Below are 20,658 nucleotides of genomic sequence, written 5' to 3' on the forward strand. Positions count from 1 at the left end.
GCGCGCGGGCTTCAGCGCTGCGGCCGCGCTACTTGCGCGCCCCGCGCAACTCGGTGACGAGCTGCTGCAACGTCTCCGGCGTCGCCAGTTGCGGCTCGATCGGCTCGCCTACCGCCAGCGTCAGACGGCTCATGACGCCCTTCTGGATCGGCCGCGGCCAGCGCGCGTCGCCCGCGCGCGAAAACACGCTGCCCCACAGGCCGCGCAGCGCCATGGGAATGACCGGCGCCGGCGTGCGCCGGATGATCTCGGTGACGCCATGACGGAACGGATTCATGTCGCCGGTTCGGGTCAGCTTGCCCTCCGGGAAGATGCAGACCAGATCGCCCTCCGCAAGCGCCTGCGCGCAGCGTTCATAGGCGCGCGTCAGCACCTGGGGGTCCTGATGCGCGGGCGCGATCGGAATCGCCTTGGCGTGACGGAACACCCAGCCGGCAAACGGCGTTTTGAAGATCTGATGGTCCATCACGAAACGGATCGGCCGCGGGCTCTCGGCCATGATGACAATCGCGTCGACGAAACTCACGTGATTGCAGACCAGCACGGCTGCGCCCTCTTCCGGAATCCGTTCGGCATGCACGAGGCGAATCCGGTAGAACGTGTGCACCAGCACCCAGGCGATGAAGCGCAGCAGAAACTCCGGCACCAGCGAGTAGATGTAAGTCGCCACCACGATGTTGAGCAACGCGGTGACGAGGAAAATCGCCGGAATGCTGAAGCCCGCCGAGGTCAGAGCGACGGCCATCAGCGACGAAACGATCATGAACAGCGAGTTCAGAATATTGTTCGCCGCGATGATGCGCGCGCGGTGGCTCGGCTGGCTGCGGCTTTGGATCAGCGCATACAACGGCACGCTGTAGAAGCCGCCGAACATGGCGAGCAGGAACAGATCGGCCAGCACGCGCCAATGCGCGGGCCGCACAATGAACTCACCGACGCTCAGCAGATGTCCGGGCAGCGGCAACGCATGGCTCGCGAAAAACAGGTCGATCGCGAACACGCTCATGCCGATCGAACCGAGCGGCACGAGGCCGATTTCGATGCGCCGCTTCGAGAGCTTTTCGCACATCAGCGAGCCGAGCCCGATGCCGATCGAGAAGGTGCCGAGCAGCACGGTCACGACGTCCGGATCGGCGGACAGCACATTCTTCGCGAAGCTGAAAAACGACGACAGGAAGATCGCGCCGACGAACCACAGCCAGGAAATCCCGAGCAGGCTCAAAAACACAGTGCGATTCTCGCGCGCCAGTTTGAGGTTGCGCCACGTCTCGCTAACCGGATTCCAGTTGATGCGCAGATCGGCCTGCGGCGCCGGCGTCACAGGAACGAAGCTCGACACCACGCGCCCCACCAGCGCGATCGCGACGCACGCGCAGGCCAGCACCACCGCGCCATGCTCGACGAAACCCGCGCCCACGCCGCCGACGATCGTGCCGATCAGGATCGCCACGAAGGTGCCCATTTCGACCATGCCGTTGCCGCCGACCAGTTCCGCCTTCGACAGATGCTGCGGCAAATAGGAGTATTTGACCGGCCCGAACACGGTGGAATGCACGCCCATCAGAAACGTGCACAGGTACAAAAGCGGCGCGCTATGCAGCCAGAAACCCGCTCCGCCGATCAGCATCACGACGATTTCGAAGCTCTTGACGAAGCGCGTGAGCATCGCCTTGTCGTACTTGTCGGCGATCTGGCCAGAGGTGGCCGACAACAGCACGAACGGCAGAATGAAGATGGCCGAGATCAGAAACGCCGCCGTTTTCGGATCGACTCCGGAAAAGCGCGCCGCCTGATACGTGACGAGCGACGTGAAGCCGATCTTGAACACGTTGTCGTTCATCGCGCCGAGGAACTGGGTCCAGAAAAACGGCGCGAAACGGCGCTGGCTGAGCAGCCTGAACTGGGATTCGTGCGCCTCGTGTTGACGCGCGGCGCGGCGGGCAGCAGGTAACGGACGATCGCTCATGGAGTTCCGGAAGCAGGCTAGAAGAACGACAGGGAAGAAAGTGCCATGCGCGGTGTCGTGTGCGGACGGGCCGCCGGGCGCCGCGCGGTGCCGGATTGCAAACCCATTGGCTCGCACCGTCGTGGCGTCGAGACGGCTACCGAACCGGACCCAAGACTCCACATGACGCCGAACCCAGCGCCGGACACAAAAAAAGCGCACGCTTTCGCGCGCGCCTTGACTGCCTTTTCGCGCTCACGGCAACGGCTAGCGCGTCGCAGTGAATCGCCGCGCATTAACGCGCCGGCTGCTGTTCCTGCTGTTCTTCCGGCCAGTCGCGGATATAGGCCTTCAGCATGCGGTTTTCGAAGCCCTGCTCTTCGACCACCGCCTTGGCGACGTCGTAGAACGAGATCACGCCCATCAGCGTGCGGCTTTCGAGCACCGGCAGATAACGCACGTGATGCTCGAGCATCATGCGGCGGACTTCGTTGACGTCCGTTTCCGGCGTGCAGGTGAGCGGATGGTCGTCCATCACCTTGCGGATCGTCGACGTGCCGACGCTGCCGCCGTTCTTGCTCAGCGTCAGCATGATTTCGCGAAACGTGAGCATGCCGACGAGGTCGCCATACTCCATCACCACCAGCGAGCCGATGTCGTGCTCGGCCATGGCGTTGACTGCGTCGTGCAGCGTGGTATCCGGCGTGACCGTGAATAGGGTATTGCCTTTGACTTTGAGGATGTCGCTGACTCGCATGATCTGTCTCCCGTAATGCCCGCTAAGCAGGGTAATGCATTGATGTTTTTCGATCCTAGCGGAAAGACCCATAAAAGGAAAGCGGCCCGCCCACCAAGGCGCAGCGGGCTTTCGCAGGTTCGAAGCCGTGCTCGCGCGCGCACGCGCATCGGGAAAACCGCGCTTGATGCGCCGCATGCCGGTGATAGGATGGCCGCCACTTTCACCTTTCGCGAGGCCGTCCGTGGCCTCGCCGCCCAGCATGTCCGCCAACCGTTTCGACACGCTTGCGCTGCACGCCGGCGCTGCTCCCGACCCGACAACCGGCGCGCGCGCCACGCCGATTTACCAGACTACCTCGTTTTCGTTCCGCGACTCGGACCACGCCGCGGCGCTCTTCAATATGGAGCGCGCCGGCCACGTCTATTCACGCATCTCGAACCCGACCGTCGCCGTGTTCGAGGAACGCGTCGCCGCGCTGGAAAACGGCGCGGGCGCGATCGGCACGGCAAGCGGCCAGGCGGCCTTGCACCTTGCAATCGCCACGCTGATGGGCGCGGGCTCGCATATCGTCGCCTCCAGTGCGCTGTACGGCGGCTCGCACAATCTGCTGCACTACACCTTGCGGCGCTTCGGTATCGAGACGACCTTCGTCAAACCCGGCGACCTCGACGCGTGGCGCGCCGCGCTGCGCCCGAACACACGGCTGCTGTTCGGCGAAACGCTCGGCAATCCGGGCCTCGACGTGCTCGATATCGCCGCCGTAGCGCAGATCGCGCACGAGCACCGCGTGCCGCTGCTGGTCGACTCGACCTTCACCACGCCTTATCTGCTCAAACCGTTCGAGCACGGCGCGGACTTCGTCTATCACTCGGCCACCAAATTCCTCGGTGGCCACGGAACGACGATCGGCGGCGTGCTGGTGGACGGTGGCACGTTCGACTTCGAAGCCTCCGGGCGCTTCCCCGAGTTCACCGAGCCTTACGACGGCTTTCACGGCATGGTGTTCAGCGAGGAAAGCACCGTCGCACCGTTCCTTCTGCGAGCACGCCGCGAAGGGCTGCGCGACTTCGGCGCCTGCCTGCATCCGCAGGCCGCGTGGCAGCTGCTGCAAGGCATCGAAACGCTGCCTCTGCGGATGGAACGGCACGTTGCCAATACACGCCGCATGGTCGAATTCCTCACCGGTCACGCGGCAGTGGAATCCGTCGCTTATCCGGAGTTGCCGACGCACCCGGATCACGCCCTTGCGAAGCGCCTGCTGCCGCGCGGCGCCGGCGCGGTGTTCAGCTTCAATCTGCGCGGCGACCGCGCCGCCGGGCGTAGTTTCATCGAGGCGCTCTCGCTGTTCTCGCATCTCGCGAACGTGGGCGACGCGCGCTCGCTGGTGATCCATCCCGCATCGACCACGCACTTTCGCATGGACGCCGCCGCGCTCGCCGCGGCCGGCATCGCCGAAGGTACGATCCGCCTTTCGATTGGCCTCGAAGATCCCGACGATTTGATCGACGACCTCAAGCGCGCGTTGAAAGCTGCACAGAAAGCGAGCGCTTCGAGCGCGCCACATGGCGGCGCAGCCAGCACGTCCGCCCAACCTCGCCCGGAGTCCGCATGATCCTGACCGTTCAAGGCAAACCTGCCTACGCGTACACCGGCGGCAAAGCGTTCGATGCGAGCCTGCCGACCGCCGTATTCATCCACGGCGCGGAGCACGATCACAGCGTGTGGGCGCTGCAAACCCGCTACTTCGCGCATCACGGCTTCAGCGTGCTGGCCGTGGATCTGCCCGGTCACCGCCGCAGCGCCGGCCCGGCGCTGACCACCGTGCCGGCCATGGCCGACTGGCTGGCCACGCTACTCGACGCCGCCGGCGTGCAACGCGCCTTCGTGGCCGGCCACAGCATGGGCTCGCTGATCGCGCTCGACTTCGCCGGCCGCTATCCGGAGCGGGCGACGCATCTCGCCCTGCTCGCCACGGCGATTCCGATGGCCGTCTCCGATGCGCTACTCGACGCCGCCTTGCACCGCGAACCCGAAGCGATCGGCATGGTCAATCAATGGTCGCATTCGACCTTCGCGGCCAAGCCCTCCTGCCCCGGCCCTGGCTTCTGGCTGCACGGCATGAACCAGCGCTTGATGGAACGCGTCTCGGCAAGCGGCGAACCGAACCTGTTCCACACCGACTTCGCCGCCTGCAACAGCTACGCGGACGGCCTCGCCCGCGCCGCGCAGGTGCGCTGCGCGGCACGCCTGATCGTCGGCCGGCGCGATGCGATGACGCCGCCGCGCGCCGCCAAAGCGCTCGCTGGCGCCCTGGCGCAAGCCGGTGTACCGGTCGACACGGTCACGCTCGAAGCCGGTCACGCGCTCATGTCCGAGCAACCCGACGCCACGCTCGAAGCCCTCTTCAGCTTCGCTTCCAGAGCGCCTCGCGAGGTCCGATAAACGTCACGAGTCGTCACGATAACGGCGTGAAGAGCGGTGCGCCATCGGCCGAATGGCCAGGTTGCGCGCGTCGCCCGATAGCCGCACAATGGATCAAGCCTGTCCTGTTTCGAGCGCGCGTGTCCGGCATGTTGGCGCACGCCGAAGCATCGAGAAGCGTCGCAATCCGGAGGCCGTGATGGCTCAAACCGCGCACACCGATCACTTCGCGAGTTTCGCGGAGTTCTATCCGTACTATCTGAGCGAGCATCGCAACACGGTCTCGCGGCGGCTGCATTTCGTGGGATCGCTCGGCGTGATCGGCTGTCTCGCCATGGCGCTCGCCACCGGCGACTGGCTATGGCTGCCCGCTGCCGTGATCTGCGGATACGGCTTTGCCTGGGTCGGACATTTCTTCTTCGAGAAAAACCGGCCGGCTACCTTCCGGCATCCGCTTTACAGCCTGATGGGCGACTGGGTGATGTTCAAGGACATCTGCGTCGGCAAGATTTCGCTGTAGCGATGCACTAGTTTCAGCGCCGACCAGGACGCACTCCGCGCGCCTCAAGCCGCCTGATGCGGCATGGAGGATGTGCCGGATTCGCTCTCCTCGGCACGCGCCGCACGGGCGGCCGCGCGCGCAGCCAGCAACGCGGCGAGTGTGACTTTCAGCTTGTCGTTTTCCAGCGCCGCCAGCAGCATCTGGCCATCCACGCGGGTGGACGCCAGCTGAAGCTGATACTCGAGTTCCGCGTGGTCGATCACGAACAGCTCGAACAGGCGCTCGACCGTGATTTGCGCCGGATTCGCCAGCAGCAGGAAATGCGGACGCGTGCCGTCCTCCTGCAAGCGCGCGATCCACTCGATCTCTTCGAGCTTTTGCAGCAGGTTGATCGTGGTGTCCATATCGCGCCGAAGCATGCGCGAAAGTTCGGGTACGGTGTAGCCGCGCTTGCCTGCATCACGCGCTTCCGAGAGCCGCGCGAGCAGTTCGAGCGAGTCGAACAGATTGCTGCCCTCGAAGGTCGGCCGGTGAAACTGGCCGATGCGAATGGCCGGCAACGCGGACGCGATCATCGCGCCCGCGAGCGTGATGAACCAGCACAGGTACATCCACACCAGAAATAGCGGCACGGCCGCGAATGCGCCGTACACCGCGGTGTAGGTCGGAATGCGCCGCACGTAATAGCCGAAGCCGCGCTTCGCCAGTTCGAAGGCGATCGCCGCGGTCACGCCGCCAATCACCGCGTCGCGCCATTCCACACGGCAATTCGGCAGGTAGACGTAGAGAATCGTGAAGGCGACCGCGGTGAGCGGCAGCGCGGCGCCGGTGAGTGCCCACTCGATGACGGGCGTCATGCGCTGCGCCGCCGTGAAGGTCATGGACTGCGTGAACAGATACGACGATATCGACAGACTCACGCCGATCAGAATCGGGCCCAGCGTGATGATCGCCCAATACACCAGAATGCGCTGCGCGATCGGCCGCGCTTTACGCACGCGCCAGATCACGTTGAAGGCGGATTCGACCGTCATCATCGTCATCACGGCGGTGACGAACAGAAAGATCATGCCGATGGTCGTGAGGCCCTTCGCCTTCGACGCAAACTGATTCAGATAGTTAAAAATCTGACTGTTGAGCTGCGCGGGCATCAGATGGTCGGCAAGAAAAATCTGCAGCGACATCTGGAACGAAGCAAAGATCGGAAACGCAGTGAACAACGCGAACGCGACCGTCGCAAGCGGCACGAGCGAAAGCATGGTGGTGAACGTGAGACTGCCGGCCACCTGCGGAATGCGGTCTTCGCTGCTGCGCTGCGCGGCAAATTGCGCGAGCCGTTTGAGCGTGTCGAGATCGAAACGCACCCTGGACAACAAACCCACCTCCTTGCTGCGTGCACCGGTATGACAGGACCGCGCGAGACCTGGCCGAATGGCTATGGGCGGCCTGTGGAGCAGACCCAGCCCCTATAATACCCGTTCACCGATGAGGCCTATGAAAGACATTCTCGTGCTCTATTACAGCCGTCACGGCGCCACGCGCGAACTCGCGCTGGCGATCGCGCACGGCGTCGACAGCGTTCCCGGCATGCAGGCGCGCGTGCGTACCGTGCCGGCGGTCTCCACCGTCTGCGAAGCGACCCAGCCCGATATTCCCGCCGAGGGGCCGCCCTACGTCGAACTGCGCGACCTCGAAGAGTGTGCGGGCCTCGCGCTCGGTTCGCCTACCCGCTTCGGCAACATGGCCGCGTCGCTGAAATACTTTCTCGACGGCACCACGCCGCAGTGGCTGTCCGGCGCGCTCGCCGGCAAACCCGCTTGCGTGTTCACGTCCACCGGCAGTCTGCATGGCGGCCAGGAGTCCACACTGCTCTCCATGATGCTGCCGCTTCTGCATCACGGCATGCTGATCGTCGGCATTCCGTACACGGAGAGCGCGCTGAGCACCACGCAAACCGGTGGCACACCTTACGGCGCGTCGCATTTCGCGCGCGCGGGCAGCGCCGAACACGGCATCTCCGCGGACGAGAAGACGCTCGCCATCGCGCTCGGCGCACGCGTCGCGCGCACGGCGGCATGCATGAGCGAAAGGCCGTGAACGAGCCGCACGCGCAACCGGCCGCCGCGTCGAACGCTGACATCGGCGCTCAGGCGCCCATGACCACCACCGCTGCGCCCGTGCCGCGAAATCGCGCCGCCGCGCTCGGCGCCACCACTGCCCTGGTTGCGCTGATCGTCGTGTCCGTCGTGTGGGAATGGTGGCTCGCGCCGCTGCGCCCCGGCGGTTCGGCGCTCGTGCTCAAGGCTGTGCCGTTGCTGCTCGCCCTGCCCGGCGTCTGGCGGCAACGGCTGTATACGCTGCAATGGGCGTCGATGCTGATCCTTCTGTATTTTGCCGAGGGCATTGTGCGTGGCTGGAGCGAGCGCGGGCTGAGCGCCGGCCTCGGCTGGCTGGAAGCCGCGCTCTCCGTGGTCTTCTTCGTCTGCACGCTGGCCTACGTCGGGCCGTTCAAACGCGCGGCGAAACGAGCGGCAAAGCAGGCTGCCACTCAGGCTGCAAACCGGCCTGCGGATCACGCCGGAAGCGAGCCCGCCGACCACGCGAATCCGTCCGGCTGACAAAAACACTCCGCCTCACCCGACATTTCCGCCCGAATACGCTGACCGACCAACATGACCCAAACCGCTTTCCTCGCCGCCTGCCGCGACGCCATCGGCGCCGCGCAGGTGCTGACCGACCCGCACGACACCGCCCCGTACCTGACCGACTGGCGCCGCCGCTACACCGGCGCGGCCTGCGCGGTGCTCTGCCCGGCCACGTCTGACGAAGTCGCGGCACTCGTGAAGCTTGCCGTCGAACATCGCATCGCGCTGGTTCCGCAAGGCGGCAACACGGGCCTCGCCGGCGGCGCCACGCCGGACGCAAGCGGCGCGCAGGCGGTCATCAGCTTGCGGCGCCTGAACCGGGTGCGCGACATCGATCCGCACAACAATACGATCACGGTCGAAGCCGGCGTGATTCTCGCCGAAGTGCAGAAGCACGCCGACGACGCCGGCCGCCTCTTCCCCTTGAGCCTCGCCGCCGAAGGCAGCTGCACGATCGGCGGCAATCTCGCCACCAATGCGGGCGGCACCGGCGTGCTGCGCTACGGCAACGCGCGCGAGTTGTGCCTCGGGCTGGAGGTCGTCACGCCGCAGGGCGAACTGTGGGACGGCCTGCGCGGCCTGCGCAAGGACAACACCGGCTACGATCTGCGCGACCTGTTCATCGGCGCGGAAGGCACGCTCGGCATCATCACCGCCGCCGTGCTCAAGTTGCATCCGCAACCGGCCGCGCGCGTCACGGCGCTGGCCGCGCTCGCGTCGCCGCATGCCGCGCTCGACTTTCTGTCGCTCACGCAGCGTGTCGCCGGGCCGCTGTTGACCGGTTTCGAATTGATGTCCGATTTCTGCCTGCGGCTGGTCGGCCGGCATTTCGAGCAGATGCGCTATCCGTTCGCCGAGCCGCACGCGCAAGTCGTGCTGCTCGAACTGTCGGACAGCGAAAGCGAGGAGCATGCACGCGAACTGTTCGAGCGTCTGATGGAAACGGCGCTCGAAAGCGGCCTGGTGCAAGACGCGGTGGTCGCGGAAAATCTCAGCCAGTCGCGGGCGTTCTGGAATCTGCGTGAACACATTCCGCTCGCCCAAGCCGAGGAAGGTCTGAACATCAAGCACGATATCGCGGTGCCGATCTCGCGTGTCGGCCACTTCATCGAGGAAACCGACGCGGCGATCGCGCGGGCCGTGCCCGGCGCGCGCATGGTGACGTTCGGCCATCTCGGCGACGGCAATCTGCACTACAACGTGCAGGCGCCCGAGGGCGTCGACTCGAAAGCGTTCCTCAGGCAATACCAGAGCCCGATCAACCAGATCGTCTACGACAGCGTGCACCGGCATCGCGGCAGCATCAGCGCGGAACACGGGCTCGGCCAGTTGAAGATCGACGAGGCGATGCACTACAAGCAGGACGTCGAAGTGCAGTTGATGCGCGCCGTCAAACGTGCGCTCGATCCGCTGAATCTGATGAATCCCGGCAAGGTGCTACGCTAACGTCTGATGCTCCGCATTCCCCTGCGGAGCCCTTGCAGGAGTCGCGGTCGTGAAGATTCGAGTGCTGTCCGATCTGCATCTGGAGAACGACGAGCCCGAGCTGGTCCCGCATGCGCAGGCGGATCTGATCGTGCTGGCCGGCGACATCCACAATCACGCGGCCGGACCGCGCTGGGCCGCGCAGACTTTCGACGGCGCCGTGCCGGTGGTCTACGTGCCCGGCAATCACGAATACTACGACGGCGAGTTCAGCGCGCTTGACGCGGCGCTCTACGACGCGGCCGCGCAGGTCGAGAACGTGCACGTGCTGAACAACGCCGCGCTGGTCGACCCGCAAGGCCGGTGGCGCGTGCTCGGCACGACCTTGTGGACTGACTTCGCGTTGTACGGAAACGACCCGGACGCGCTCGCCGACTCGATCGAGGCATCGCGCAAGGTGATGCTCGATTTCCGCGGACTGATCCAGATGAACTGGCCGCACGACACCCACGACGCCACGCGCCACTTCACGCCCGACGACTCGCTCGCACTGCACCGGCGAGCGCGCGCCTGGCTCAAAAGCGAACTCGCCAAGCCGTTCGGCGGCAAGACGATCGTCGTCACGCACCATGCGCCGCATCGGCTGAGTCTGGCCGAGCGCTATGCGGAAGACCTCGTGTCGGCGGGCTTCGTCAATCATTTGCCGGACCTGGTCGGCCCGCCTGTCGCGCTGTGGATTCATGGGCATACGCATACGCCGTTCGATTACAACGTGAACGGCACGCGTGTGGTCTGCAATCCGCGCGGCTATCTCGATCGGCGCACTGGCCAGTTGGAGAATCCGCTTTTTGCGTGGGATAAGGTCGTAGAGATATAGCGGTCGCTTGACGTGCCGGGGGCGCGCACTGCCTGGCGCCGCTGATCGCTCGGGACGGCTGGGTTGGGTTAGGCTTCGCTTGGGTCGGCTTCGCTTGAATCCGCTTGGCTTGAATCGGCATGGCTCGGATCCACTCGGGCCGACTCGACTCCCTCGGCATGTTTGCCCCCCTTGGGGCCGATCTGAATAGCGCGCCCGTACAGCACGCACTACGCTGTCGAGGTTGTCGAATCGCGGTTATCCAACCGCCGTCATCGAAACCCACGCCGGTCGTCCCCGGAGGTCGCTCATGTGTGGTCGAATCAGCCAGTACCGCGATCCGCATTTCTACGCAGAGCACCTCGGCCTTGCCGACCCGCTCATGCTCTTCGATGCCGCCGACCGCCGCCCGGGCTACAACCTCGCGCCGGGCACTCACCCGCTCGCCATCTATCCGGATCAAACGATGCACGCGGTCCATTGGGGTTATTGCCCTGATTGGGCACGCGAACAGCATCTTCCGCAGACGATCAACGCGCGCGCCGACGCCGCGCCGAACGGGCGCTACTTCAAGGAGTTGTGGAAAACCGGAAGGGTATTGGTGCCGGCCGACGGCTGGTTCGAGTGGCGTATGGAAACCGCGCTCACGACCAGCATCGCGGACAGTAAAGACCGGCTAGACGAACCACCAGCCCGCCAACCCTACTTCGTGCATCTGAAGAGCGACGCGCCCATGTATCTCGCGGCGCTCTCGAGCGTGCGCGGCACTGAACCGCAAACGGAAGGCATGGGGATGGTAATCGTCACGGCCATCGCCGACGCGGGTCTCGTCGACGTGCACGACCGCCGTCCGCTGGCGTTCGCGCCCGACGCGGCGCGCCGCTGGCTGGACCCTGGATTGCCGCTCGATGAACTCGAGCAGTTGACGCGCACCGGCGGCATCGCCGCCGCGCGCTTTCGTTGGCACAGAGTGAGCCACGAAGTGGACCGCACGCTCACCGACGAGCCGGGCCTGATCGCAGCAGTGAACTGAATTTGAGCGCCGGCTATAAGCGCGGAAGGTGGTTGAACCGCCACGCCGCAACACGAATGCGCCGGGTCGCCACACATTGAGGTGAAATCAGGCGCCGGACGTATGGCCGGAGGCCAGAGCGCGAATCAACCGCATCGCCCTCAGCACAGAAAAACCGGCTGCCCGCTAGCGAGGAGCCACGACAACCTCAACGATCGCGCCGCTGCCCCTGCAAATCCGGGCGCTCGACCTTGACTGGCACCAGTTGCGGCTGCTGATCGCGCAGCCGGCGCAGCAAATCGCGCGACGCGGCAATCGCGATCAAGCCAAACATGACGGCCACGCCGATCATCAGATGCGTATCCATGAATCCCTCGTCCTTCTGTCGTTGCGATTTCGTTGCGATTTCGTTGCGATTTGCCGAACGGCGGCGAACTCAGCGCGCCCGGTGCAAGACCGCAGCGCATGAACGACACGTTAGCAAATCGACCGCGCGGCAGAAGTAAGGAAATGTTGCGACGCGGCAGCTATGTAACAGGCGCTCGCGCCAGCTCCCGGCAGACCGCCGACAATCCCGAAACGCCGGCGCGGTATCAAGTGCGCGCGAACTCGCGCAGTTCTTCCTGATCCGCGGCTAGCGTGGCGGGCAATTCGTCGCGCAGGAACTCGACCCACGTGCGGATCTTGGCATCCAGATACTGCCGGGACGGGTACAACGCGTACAGATTCATTGCCTGCGACGTGTATTCCGGCAGCAGCCAAACGAGTTCGCCCTTGCGCAAACCGCTGATCGCCGAGTAGATCGGAATCAGCCCGACACCCATGCCGTTCGACACCGCCACCGCCATGGCTTCGGCGACGTTCACCTGGAAGGTGGTCGCGCCGAGAGCAACGGTTTCCTCGCCGTTCGGGCCGTCGAAAATCCATTTGTCGGTCGGGAAGACCGGCGTGACCATTTGCAGACACGTGTGGCGCGCGAGGTCCGCCGGCGTTTGCGGCACGCCGTGCCGCTCCAGGTAGGCAGGCGACGCGCACGCAATGCTGAACGCGCTGCCGAGCCGCTGCGACACCAGCCCCGAATCCGGCAGCCCGGTGGCAAGCGTGAGCGACACGTCGAAGCCTTCGTCGAGCAGATCGGGCATGCGCTGCGCGAGCGTCAATTCGATTTGCACGTCCGGATAACGGTCCTGATAGCGGCCGACGGCCGGCACCACGTAGTGCTGGCCGAAGCTCGTCATGGCGTGGACCTTCAGCTTGCCGGACGGGCGGGCGTGGGCGTCGCTCGCCTCGGCTTCCGCCTGATCCACGTACGCGAGAATCTGCTCGCAGCGCTGCAGATAGCGCTCGCCGGCTTCGGTCAACGCGATGCGGCGCGTGGTGCGGTTCAACAGGCGCGTGCGCAGATGCGCTTCCAGATCGGACACCGCGCGCGACGCGTAGGCCGTAGTCGTATTCAGATGCTGCGCGGCGCCCGTGAAGCTGCCCGCTTCGACGACACGGACAAATACGCGCATGTTTTGAAGCGTATCCATAACTTTCCCTAGTGATCGGAAGCGATTGTTACACGATTCGCAAAGGCGATTGTCTCATATCTCGTAAGAATGCCTTGCATCTTTACCGGTTATTCCCCAATCAATCAAAAAATATAATGACGCACATGCTTCTATAGCCAAATTTGGAGGAAATCGTGCAGTCTCCGGTACACAAAGGGATCGCCGCAGCCGCGGTTCTTACGATCCTATTAACAATCGCCGGCTGTGCAAGTACCGGAGGCGTCGCGCCGCAGGCTAGCGGAATCGAGCCCGCTTCGCTCGACGCGGGCAACGCGATCCGCGCCGCCAACGCGGACGCCGAATGGCCGGCGGTCGACTGGTGGCGCGCCTACAACGATCCGCAACTGAACCAGTGGATCGAAGACGCGCAAGCCGGCAACCCGAGCCTCGCCGCCGCCCAGGCGCGCGTGCGCGAAGCCATGTCGATGGCCGGTGTGGCCCGCTCGGCGTTGTCGCCGCAAGTCAACGGCAGTCTGTCGATCCAGCGCCAGAAGTGGGCCGACAACCTTTATTACGGCCCGGGACCGCTGGCCGGCGAGCAGTCGTGGAACAACACCGGCACGCTCGGCCTGTCGTATCACCTCGACATCTGGGGCAAGGACAAAAACGCCGCCGAGCGCGCGCTCGATGCCGCGCACGCCAGTTCGGCCGATGCGCGCGCCGCCCAGCTCGAGCTGGAAGGCAACGTGGTGCGCACGTACATAGAGATGTCGCTGAACTACGCGCTGCTCGATATCGCCAAGGCCACCTTGCAGCAACAGCAGCAGATCGTGGATCTGGCCGCCCGGCGTCTGAAAGGCGGCATCGGCACGCAGCTCGAAGTGAGCCAGGCCGAAACGCCGCTGCCGGAATACGAACGCCAGATCGACGAAATCGAAGAAAAGATCGCGCTTGGCCGCAATCAGCTGGCCGCGCTGGCCGGCAAAGGTCCGGGCGCGGGGGATTCGATCCAGCGTCCGAGCCTGTCGCTCGAGATGGGGCCTGCCGGATTGCCGAGCGCCTTGCCCGCGGACCTGATCGGCCATCGGCCGGACGTGGTCGCGGCGCGCTGGACGGTCGCGGCGCAAGCGCGCGGCATCGACGTCGCCAAGGCCGATTTCTATCCGGACATCAACCTGCTGGCGTCGATCGGCGGTTATGCGGCGATGGGGCCGCTGTTCCAATTCCTGAAGAACCCGTCGCATAGCTGGAGCGCGGGGCCTGCGCTGTCGCTGCCGATCCTCGATGGCGGACGGCTGCGTTCGCAACTCGGCGCGGCGTCGGCGGGCTATGACGAAGCCGTCGAGAGCTATAACCAGTCGATTGTCGGCGCGCTGAAGGACATTTCCGATCAGGTGATCCGGATCCGTTCGCTCGCCACTCAGGCCGACGATGCCGATCGTTCGGTTGCGGCGGCCCGCAAGAATTACGATCTGTCGCGCGAAGGATATCGGCGCGGGCTGACTGACTACCTCAACGTGCTGATTGCGCAGAATCAGTTGCTGCGCGCGCAGGAAGGCGTGGCGAAGATTCAGGCCGAGCGGCTGGGCGCGCATGCGTCGCTGGTCACGGCGTTGGGCGGTGGACTCGACGATCCGGCTAATGGGCCGCAGGCGAATGAAACGCTGCCGGCGCATGGGAAGAGGAAAGCGGCGGGTTCGGCCGTTGGCGTTTTGCCGGCGAACACGGCGGCGGGTTCGAACGCTGCTGCCCGGTCGGCTAAGTCGGGAAGCTGATCATGTCCGCCTCCCCTGCTTCCGCGTCGCGGCCGGCGTCCACAGCGAAGTGCGCCGCGCTCTACGCGGCCGCCGCCGACTGGGCCCGCAACGACGGCCTCACGTGGATCTACCTCTTCAAAGCGCTCGCCGCCTGTTTCCTCGCGCTCGGCGTCGCGATGAAACTCGACCTGCCGCAGCCGCGCACCGCGATGACCACCGTGTTCATCGTGATGCAGCCGCAAAGCGGCATGGTGTTCGCGAAAAGCTTCTACCGGATCTGCGGCACGCTGGTCGGCCTTGTCGTGATGCTCGCGTTGATCGGCCTGTTTGCGCAGCAGCCCGAACTGTTCATCGTCACGACGGCGATCTGGGTCGGCATCTGTACCGCCGGCGCCGCGCGCAACCGCAACTTCCGCTCGTACGGTTTCGTGCTGGCCGGCTATACCGCCGCGCTGATCGGCATTCCCGCCTCGCAACATCCGGACGGCGCGTTTCTGAGCGCGCTCACGCGGGTGGCCGAGGTGGTGGTCGGCATCGTCTGCGCGGGCGCGGTGAGCGGCCTCGTGTTTCCGCAGTTCGCCGGCTTGCAGATGCGCGGCACCGTGCGCGCGCGGTTCTCGGCGTTCGTCGAGTATGTATCGACGTCGCTCGCCGGCCGCAACGACCGCGCGCAGATCGAAGCGGCCAATGCGCGCTTTGTCGCCGACATCGTCGGTTTCGAGGCGGCGCGCAGCGTGGCCGTGTTCGAAGGCCCCGATTCGCGCATGCGCGGCGGACGTCTCGCGCGTCTGAACAGCGAGTTCATGACCGCGTCGACGCGCTTTCACGCGTTGCATCAGTTGATGAACCGCTTGCGCAGCACGAACACGAGCGGCGCGGCCACCGCGATCGACGCGCTCGAACCGTACTTCAAGGAAATCGCCCCGCTGCTCGCGAAGTCCGGCGAACCGGTGCTGAGCGCGACCGACGCTGCGCACGCCGCCGCGCAACTCGAGGCCTACAAAGCCGAGTTGCCCAAACGCGTGCGCGCGACGCGTGCGCAACTGGAGGCGCATCCCGACGCGCCGCTGCTCGACTTCGACACCGGCGCCGAATTGCTGTATCGCTTCATCGACGATCTGCATGCGTATGCGGCCACGTACGCGTCGCTCGCCGTCGATACGCACGAGCGCGAGCGCTGGATCGAGCGTTACGAACCGAAAACCAACGCGATCGCGGCGGGCGTCGCGGGCGTGCGCGCCGCCCTCGTGATGATGGCGCTCGGCGCGTTCTGGATCGCGACCGCGTGGCCAAGCGGTTCGACCTTGACGCTGAATGCCGCGGCGGTTTGCGCGCTGGCATCGTCGTCGCCGAATCCGAAGCGCACCGCGTTCCAGATGGCCGGCGGCACGCTGGTCGCCACGGTGATGGGCATGATCGCGGTGTACGGCGTATTTCCGCACATCGACGGCTTTCCGCTGCTGTGCGCCGCGCTCACGCCGTTCCTGCTGCTCGGCGTGTTCATGACGACGCGGCCCGCGCTCGCCGGCTACGGTGTCGGCTATTGCATCTTCTTCTGTTTCCTGGCCGGGCCGGACAACGTGATTCACTACGACCCGAGCGCCTTCATGAACGACGCGATGGCGCTGGTGCTGTCCATGCTGGTGTCGTCGATCGCGTTCGCCGTGTTGCTGCCGCCTTCGACGCCGTGGCTGCGCAACCGCCTGCTGGTGGATCTGCGCCGCCAGGTCGTGCTGGCGAGCCGCGCGGGCTTGCGTCGCGTGAGGTCGCGCTTCGAGAGCGGCGCGCGCGATCTGATGTTCCAGATCAATGCGCTCGCGCAGAACGAGCCCGAGTTGAAACGCGACACCTTGCGCTGGCTCTTCTCGGTGCTCGAAGTGGGCAACGCGATGATCGACCTGCGCCGCGAAGTGGCGGCGCTACCTGCCGACGCGCGTTATGCGAAGTCGATGCCATGGCGCGTCGAGTTGCGTTCGATGCGCGATGCCCTGGCCGCGCTCTTCGAGCGGCCGCGTGAGGACCGCTTCGACCGCGCGCTCGCCGCGACCAGCGACGCCATCGCCGCCGTCCAGCAGATGCTGGTCACTTTCACGCCGCCGCGTGATGAGCGGCATCGGCTGCAACGCATTTTGAGTCAACTGCATTTCATTCGTACGGCGCTGCTCGATCCGCAATCGCCGCTTGAACCGCTGATGAGCGGACGTGCCGACGCGTCAGAGGGAGTTCTTCATGCCACGTGATATCGCCGTTTTCGACGCCTACGTGCCGGCCATTGTGCTGCTGTTCATCGCGGGCGCCGCGCTTACCTGGGTGCTGGACCGCGTGATCGCCTATACGGGCGTGTATCGCGTGGTGTGGCATCCGTCCTTGTTCCGGGCCAGCTTGCTCGTGTGTGTGTGCGGCGTGCTGGGTCTCGCCGTTTATCGTTGATCAGAGTCGAAACATGACCATCCGAAATCTTGTGGGCTTCGTCGCGACAGCCGTTATTTTTATCGTTGCGATTTTGATTGGACGCGTGCTGTGGGTTCATTACATGGACGAACCGTGGACGCGCGATGGGCGCGTGCGCGCCGAGATCGTGAATGTCGCGCCGGATGTTTCTGGCGCGGTTGTCGATCTGCCTGTGAAGGACAATCAACTCGTGAAGAAAGGCGATCTGTTGATGCAGATCGATCCGTCGCACTACCAGATTGCCGTTGAGCAGGCGCAGGCGGCGGTGGCGGCGCGAAAGGCCGAGTTGCAGATGAAGCGCGATGATGCGCAGCGGCGCGCGGATATGGATGCTCTGGTTGTGTCTAAAGAGAGCCGTGAGAATGCGACTCATACGGCTTCGGCTGCGGAGGCTTCTTATCAGCAGGCTTTGGCCGCTCTGGATGCGGCCAAGTTGAATCTCGAGCGGACGCGGGTTGTGTCGCCGGTCGATGGGTATGTCACTAATCTCAGCGTGTTTCGGGGGGATTATGCGACTGCTGGGGCCGCCAAGCTGGCGATTGTCGATAGTCACTCGTTCTGGGTTTATGGGTATTTTGAGGAGACTAAGCTTCCTCATGTTCGGGTCGGGGATAAGGCTGAAGTTCGGTTGATGAGCGGGGGCACCTTGCAGGGGCACGTCGAGAGTATTTCTCGTGGGATTTATGATCGGGATAATCCTGAGAGCCGGGAGTTGCTGGCTGATGTGAATCCGACTTTTAATTGGGTTCGGTTGGCGCAGCGCGTTCCTGTGAGGGTTCGGATTGATTCTGTTCCCGATGATGTTGTGCTTGCTGCTGGGATTACTTGTACTGTTGTTGTTACGCCTGGAGTTCGGAAGGTTACTGGGTGAATTGTTCGGATTTCTAAGGTGTTGGCCTTTTCCTGACTTGCTTTTGGTCTATTAGCGTTGCCCCTGTGCGGGGCGGCACCTACTTCTCTTTGCCGCCGCAAAGAGAAGTAGGCAAGAGAAAGCGGCTCAAACCGCTAATTCTTAAGTGGGTCCCCCGCGCAGTCGCGGTAGTGGTGCATCTGGAATCCGTGTTCCCGCACATTCGACGTCAGTGACAAAGCACTCATTCTTCCGGCGGCGCTGCGCGCGCCGTCGCGGTCGTTCGGAAAACCAGCGCTCGGTTTCCTGTACTTCAAATAGTTAGGAAACCTACTGCACGGCACCTAAGTGCAACATCGAAAAATGAGCAGCGGAGTTTAGTATCTGCCAGTGCCGAGGCGGAATCGACGCCCCCATACCCGAACGAAGCTGCTGTTTTTCCAGCCGGACCGCTCCGGCGAGCGCGCAGCGCGAGGTGGGAAGAATGAGCCCTTTGTCACTCACGCGGAGTGTGCGAGAGTTCAGATTCCAGATGCACCACTACCGTGACTGCGCGGGGGACCCGCTTAAGAATTAGCGGTTTGAGCCGCTTTCTCTTGCCTACTTCTCTTTGCGGCGGCAAAGAGAAGTAGGTGCCGCCCCGCACAGGGGCAACGCTAATAGACCACTAAAAATTCAAGGAAAGGCCAACACCCTAAGCACCCCGAACAACCCCACCCACTGGAACAAACAAACCTCACAACCTAAACTTCCCCACCATCACCTTCAACCCCCGCGCCTGATCATCCAAAGACCTGGCAGCAGCAGTAGCCTCCTCCACCAACGCAGCATTCTGCTGCGTCCCAGAATCCATCTGCGTCACGGCAAGATTAATCTCCTCGATCCCGGCACTCTGCTCGGAAGAAGCAGCAGAAATCTCCCCCATGATGTCGGTCACGCGCTTCACCGCCTTGACCACTTCATCCATGGTCTGTCCGGCGTCCTGAGCCAGAATCGAGCCATTGCTCACGCGCTCCACCGACGTGCTGATCAACCCCTTGATCTCTTTCGCGGCAGCGGCACTACGCTGAGCCAGATTACGCACCTCAGCCGCTACGACAGAAAACCCACGCCCTTCCTCGCCGGCTCGCGCTGCCTCGACCGCCGCGTTCAGCGCCAGAATATTGGTCTGAAACGCAATCCCTTCGATCACGCCAATGATGTCGCCGATACTGCGCGCGCTATCGTTGATATCGTTCATCGTCGCGACCACGCGGCTCACCACGGCGCCACCCTTCTCCGCGATCTCGGATGCGTTGTTGGCCAGCGTGCTCGCCTGCTTCGCGTTATCGGCGTTCTGCCGAACCGTCGACGTCAACTGCTCCATGCTGCTCGCCGTGCGTTCGAGCGCCATCGCCTGCTGCTCGGTGCGCTGCGACAGGTCCAGATTGCCCATCGAAATCTCACCCGACGCCGTCGCAATCGCATCAGCGCTCGACGCAATGTCGGCGACCGTCGTGGCGAGCCCGCTTTGCATGTCGTGCAGCGCGAACAGCATGCTCGACTTGTCCTTGCGACCCAGCGCAATCTCCACCGACAGATCGCCCGCGGCGATCCGGCTGGCAATTTCCTTCGCATACGCCGGCTCGCCGCCGAGCTGGCCGGCGAGGCGCCGCACCACCCACTCGCTGATGCCGAACGCGAGCACGATCAGCCCGAGCGTCGCCACCGCGAGCATCACGAACGACGAGTGGTAAATAAAGCCCGACGCCTCGATGGTCGCCTTGGCCGCCGTGCCGCGCTGCGCGACGAGTTCGTCGACCATTTTTTCAAGCTTGCCGGTTTCGACCAGCATCGACACATCCTGCGTGCCGACCTGCCAGTTCATCTGCGAGAGGTCGAGCGGCTGCGCTTTCACGAGCGTCACGAAGTCGCGCAGATGCCCGCTCCACACGGTCACGGCTGCGGCGAATTTCTTCTGCTGATCGACGGCCTTCGCATCGGACGTGTCGACGTACTGCTGCAGGGTGCCGAGTTGCGCGGCGAGACCGCTCAGTCCCGCCTCGATGTCGGTGCCGAGCTCGTCGCGCTCCTTCGCGGTGGTGGCGGTAAGCAGCATTTTTTGCGCGCGGCTCGCGCGCAGCATGTGGCCGCGCGCTTCTTCGGCGGCACGGCTGGCGACGTGGCCCTGATCGTAGATCGATTGGGCCGACGCATTCAGACGGCTGATCTGGGTTAGCGAGAACACGCCGATCAGCAGCGTGCCGACCAGCAGCACGGCAAACGCGAGGCGCAACATCGCCTTCACCGACAACCCTTTGAGCCTCACCGCCCGCGAGCGGCTGCTCTGGCCACGCGGCGGCTTGCCCGCCGCTTCTCCCTCCGGTACGAATCCCGCGCCCGTCCGGCTACCCAGCGAAACTGCTTTCATATTCCCCGTCCCCACGTTTAGAGCTGCCGGAAAGGTCGGTTCCGGCATTGCTGCTTATCTCTCCGGGTCTACGGCAAGAACGCCCGCGATCTTTAACGTCGCTCGCGAAATGCCAGCCGCATTCGTCACACGTGTCGCCACGCGTTTTGCCA

At 64.3% G+C, this 20,658-nt stretch carries 18 protein-coding genes; 12 read left to right on the top strand and 6 right to left on the bottom strand.

Annotated features, from left to right (window positions below):
• Window positions 1-28 precede the first annotated feature (28 nt).
• Both PQR54_RS34855 and PQR54_RS34860 read right to left on the bottom strand, forming a co-directional pair.
• Window positions 29-1,966, bottom strand: coding sequence for an MFS transporter (locus tag PQR54_RS34855; RefSeq protein ID WP_408253757.1), 1,938 nt, complete (start codon window positions 1,964-1,966; stop codon window positions 29-31).
• A gap of 274 nt (window positions 1,967-2,240) precedes the next feature.
• On the bottom strand, window positions 2,241-2,702 hold the full coding sequence (locus PQR54_RS34860) for a CBS domain-containing protein (RefSeq protein ID WP_012433753.1): 462 nt from the start codon (window positions 2,700-2,702) through the stop codon (window positions 2,241-2,243).
• A 241-nt stretch (window positions 2,703-2,943) separates the two neighbouring features.
• Between PQR54_RS34860 and PQR54_RS34865 the strand changes: the two genes are divergently transcribed.
• The 3 genes from PQR54_RS34865 (at window position 2,944) to PQR54_RS34875 (ending at window position 5,625) form a co-directional block, all read left to right on the top strand.
• Entirely contained in the window at window positions 2,944-4,296 is a 1,353-nt protein-coding gene (locus PQR54_RS34865) for an O-acetylhomoserine aminocarboxypropyltransferase (RefSeq protein WP_408253760.1), read from the top strand.
• Entirely contained in the window at window positions 4,293-5,126 is an 834-nt protein-coding gene (locus PQR54_RS34870) for an alpha/beta fold hydrolase (RefSeq protein WP_408253762.1), read from the top strand. Before PQR54_RS34865 ends, PQR54_RS34870 begins: the two co-directional genes overlap by 4 nt.
• A gap of 178 nt (window positions 5,127-5,304) precedes the next feature.
• Complete coding sequence (locus PQR54_RS34875; RefSeq protein WP_012433756.1) at window positions 5,305-5,625, top strand: Mpo1-like protein; 321 nt, start codon at window positions 5,305-5,307, stop codon at window positions 5,623-5,625.
• A 44-nt stretch (window positions 5,626-5,669) separates the two neighbouring features.
• On the opposite strand, the gene PQR54_RS34880 is transcribed toward PQR54_RS34875, so the two are convergent.
• A complete protein-coding gene (locus tag PQR54_RS34880; RefSeq protein ID WP_408253765.1) occupies window positions 5,670-6,983 on the bottom strand; it encodes a YihY family inner membrane protein in 1,314 nt (437 codons plus the stop codon).
• 118 nt (window positions 6,984-7,101) lie between these two features.
• Here PQR54_RS34880 and wrbA point away from each other — a divergent pair, with 118 nt between their 5' ends.
• The 5 genes from wrbA (at window position 7,102) to PQR54_RS34905 (ending at window position 11,566) form a co-directional block, all read left to right on the top strand.
• A complete protein-coding gene (gene wrbA / locus PQR54_RS34885; RefSeq protein ID WP_408253768.1) occupies window positions 7,102-7,704 on the top strand; it encodes an NAD(P)H:quinone oxidoreductase in 603 nt (200 codons plus the stop codon).
• Window positions 7,701-8,225, top strand: a complete 525-nt coding sequence (locus tag PQR54_RS34890; RefSeq protein ID WP_408253771.1) for a DUF2069 domain-containing protein — start codon at window positions 7,701-7,703, stop codon at window positions 8,223-8,225. The genes wrbA and PQR54_RS34890 overlap by 4 nt, the downstream gene beginning before the upstream one ends.
• Before the next feature lie 54 nt (window positions 8,226-8,279).
• A complete protein-coding gene (locus tag PQR54_RS34895; RefSeq protein ID WP_408253772.1) occupies window positions 8,280-9,698 on the top strand; it encodes an FAD-binding oxidoreductase in 1,419 nt (472 codons plus the stop codon).
• Between the two features lie 49 nt (window positions 9,699-9,747).
• Complete coding sequence (locus tag PQR54_RS34900; RefSeq protein WP_408253775.1) at window positions 9,748-10,554, top strand: metallophosphoesterase; 807 nt, start codon at window positions 9,748-9,750, stop codon at window positions 10,552-10,554.
• 289 nt (window positions 10,555-10,843) lie between these two features.
• The gene (locus tag PQR54_RS34905; protein ID WP_408253778.1) at window positions 10,844-11,566 is read left to right on the top strand and encodes an SOS response-associated peptidase; all 723 of its coding nucleotides are present in this window, start codon (window positions 10,844-10,846) and stop codon (window positions 11,564-11,566) included.
• Window positions 11,567-11,753: 187 nt separating this feature from the next.
• On the opposite strand, the gene PQR54_RS34910 is transcribed toward PQR54_RS34905, so the two are convergent.
• Complete coding sequence (locus tag PQR54_RS34910; RefSeq protein WP_181309316.1) at window positions 11,754-11,912, bottom strand: hypothetical protein; 159 nt, start codon at window positions 11,910-11,912, stop codon at window positions 11,754-11,756.
• Window positions 11,913-12,138: 226 nt separating this feature from the next.
• Window positions 12,139-13,077, bottom strand: coding sequence for a LysR family transcriptional regulator (locus PQR54_RS34915; RefSeq protein ID WP_408253781.1), 939 nt, complete (start codon window positions 13,075-13,077; stop codon window positions 12,139-12,141).
• A gap of 155 nt (window positions 13,078-13,232) precedes the next feature.
• On the opposite strand from PQR54_RS34915, the gene PQR54_RS34920 reads away from it, so the two are divergent.
• From PQR54_RS34920 to PQR54_RS34935, 4 genes are read left to right on the top strand one after another with little or no spacing between them, the layout of a single operon-like run.
• Entirely contained in the window at window positions 13,233-14,813 is a 1,581-nt protein-coding gene (locus PQR54_RS34920) for an efflux transporter outer membrane subunit (protein ID WP_408253783.1), read from the top strand.
• Between the two features lie 2 nt (window positions 14,814-14,815).
• The gene (locus PQR54_RS34925; protein ID WP_408253786.1) at window positions 14,816-17,035 is read left to right on the top strand and encodes an FUSC family protein; all 2,220 of its coding nucleotides are present in this window, start codon (window positions 14,816-14,818) and stop codon (window positions 17,033-17,035) included.
• Entirely contained in the window at window positions 17,025-17,225 is a 201-nt protein-coding gene (locus PQR54_RS34930) for a DUF1656 domain-containing protein (protein ID WP_012433767.1), read from the top strand. Before PQR54_RS34925 ends, PQR54_RS34930 begins: the two co-directional genes overlap by 11 nt.
• A 13-nt stretch (window positions 17,226-17,238) precedes the next feature.
• The gene (locus tag PQR54_RS34935) at window positions 17,239-18,117 is read left to right on the top strand and encodes an efflux RND transporter periplasmic adaptor subunit (protein WP_408253789.1); all 879 of its coding nucleotides are present in this window, start codon (window positions 17,239-17,241) and stop codon (window positions 18,115-18,117) included.
• Between the two features lie 715 nt (window positions 18,118-18,832).
• On the opposite strand, the gene PQR54_RS34940 is transcribed toward PQR54_RS34935, so the two are convergent.
• The gene (locus PQR54_RS34940) at window positions 18,833-20,506 is read right to left on the bottom strand and encodes a methyl-accepting chemotaxis protein (RefSeq protein ID WP_408253792.1); all 1,674 of its coding nucleotides are present in this window, start codon (window positions 20,504-20,506) and stop codon (window positions 18,833-18,835) included.
• Between the last annotated feature and the right edge of the window lie 152 nt (window positions 20,507-20,658).

It is taken from the genome of Paraburkholderia phytofirmans (genome assembly GCF_046028095.1).
Taxonomy (GTDB): domain Bacteria; phylum Pseudomonadota; class Gammaproteobacteria; order Burkholderiales; family Burkholderiaceae; genus Paraburkholderia; species Paraburkholderia phytofirmans_A.

What these genes read in the sequence shown, in the direction of transcription:
- PQR54_RS34910 (WP_181309316.1), bottom strand. Translation starts at nt 11,912, where the DNA reads ATGGATACGCATCTGATGATCGGCGTGGCCGTCATGTTTGGCTTGATC.
- PQR54_RS34855 (WP_408253757.1), bottom strand. Translation starts at nt 1,966, where the DNA reads ATGAGCGATCGTCCGTTACCTGCTGCCCGCCGCGCCGCGCGTCAACAC.
- PQR54_RS34860 (WP_012433753.1), bottom strand. Translation starts at nt 2,702, where the DNA reads ATGCGAGTCAGCGACATCCTCAAAGTCAAAGGCAATACCCTATTCACG.
- PQR54_RS34930 (WP_012433767.1), top strand. Translation starts at nt 17,025, where the DNA reads ATGCCACGTGATATCGCCGTTTTCGACGCCTACGTGCCGGCCATTGTG.
- PQR54_RS34935 (WP_408253789.1), top strand. Translation starts at nt 17,239, where the DNA reads ATGACCATCCGAAATCTTGTGGGCTTCGTCGCGACAGCCGTTATTTTT.
- PQR54_RS34895 (WP_408253772.1), top strand. Translation starts at nt 8,280, where the DNA reads ATGACCCAAACCGCTTTCCTCGCCGCCTGCCGCGACGCCATCGGCGCC.
- PQR54_RS34940 (WP_408253792.1), bottom strand. Translation starts at nt 20,506, where the DNA reads ATGAAAGCAGTTTCGCTGGGTAGCCGGACGGGCGCGGGATTCGTACCG.
- PQR54_RS34865 (WP_408253760.1), top strand. Translation starts at nt 2,944, where the DNA reads ATGTCCGCCAACCGTTTCGACACGCTTGCGCTGCACGCCGGCGCTGCT.
- PQR54_RS34870 (WP_408253762.1), top strand. Translation starts at nt 4,293, where the DNA reads ATGATCCTGACCGTTCAAGGCAAACCTGCCTACGCGTACACCGGCGGC.
- PQR54_RS34875 (WP_012433756.1), top strand. Translation starts at nt 5,305, where the DNA reads ATGGCTCAAACCGCGCACACCGATCACTTCGCGAGTTTCGCGGAGTTC.
- PQR54_RS34905 (WP_408253778.1), top strand. Translation starts at nt 10,844, where the DNA reads ATGTGTGGTCGAATCAGCCAGTACCGCGATCCGCATTTCTACGCAGAG.
- PQR54_RS34925 (WP_408253786.1), top strand. Translation starts at nt 14,816, where the DNA reads ATGTCCGCCTCCCCTGCTTCCGCGTCGCGGCCGGCGTCCACAGCGAAG.
- PQR54_RS34915 (WP_408253781.1), bottom strand. Translation starts at nt 13,077, where the DNA reads ATGGATACGCTTCAAAACATGCGCGTATTTGTCCGTGTCGTCGAAGCG.
- wrbA (WP_408253768.1), top strand. Translation starts at nt 7,102, where the DNA reads ATGAAAGACATTCTCGTGCTCTATTACAGCCGTCACGGCGCCACGCGC.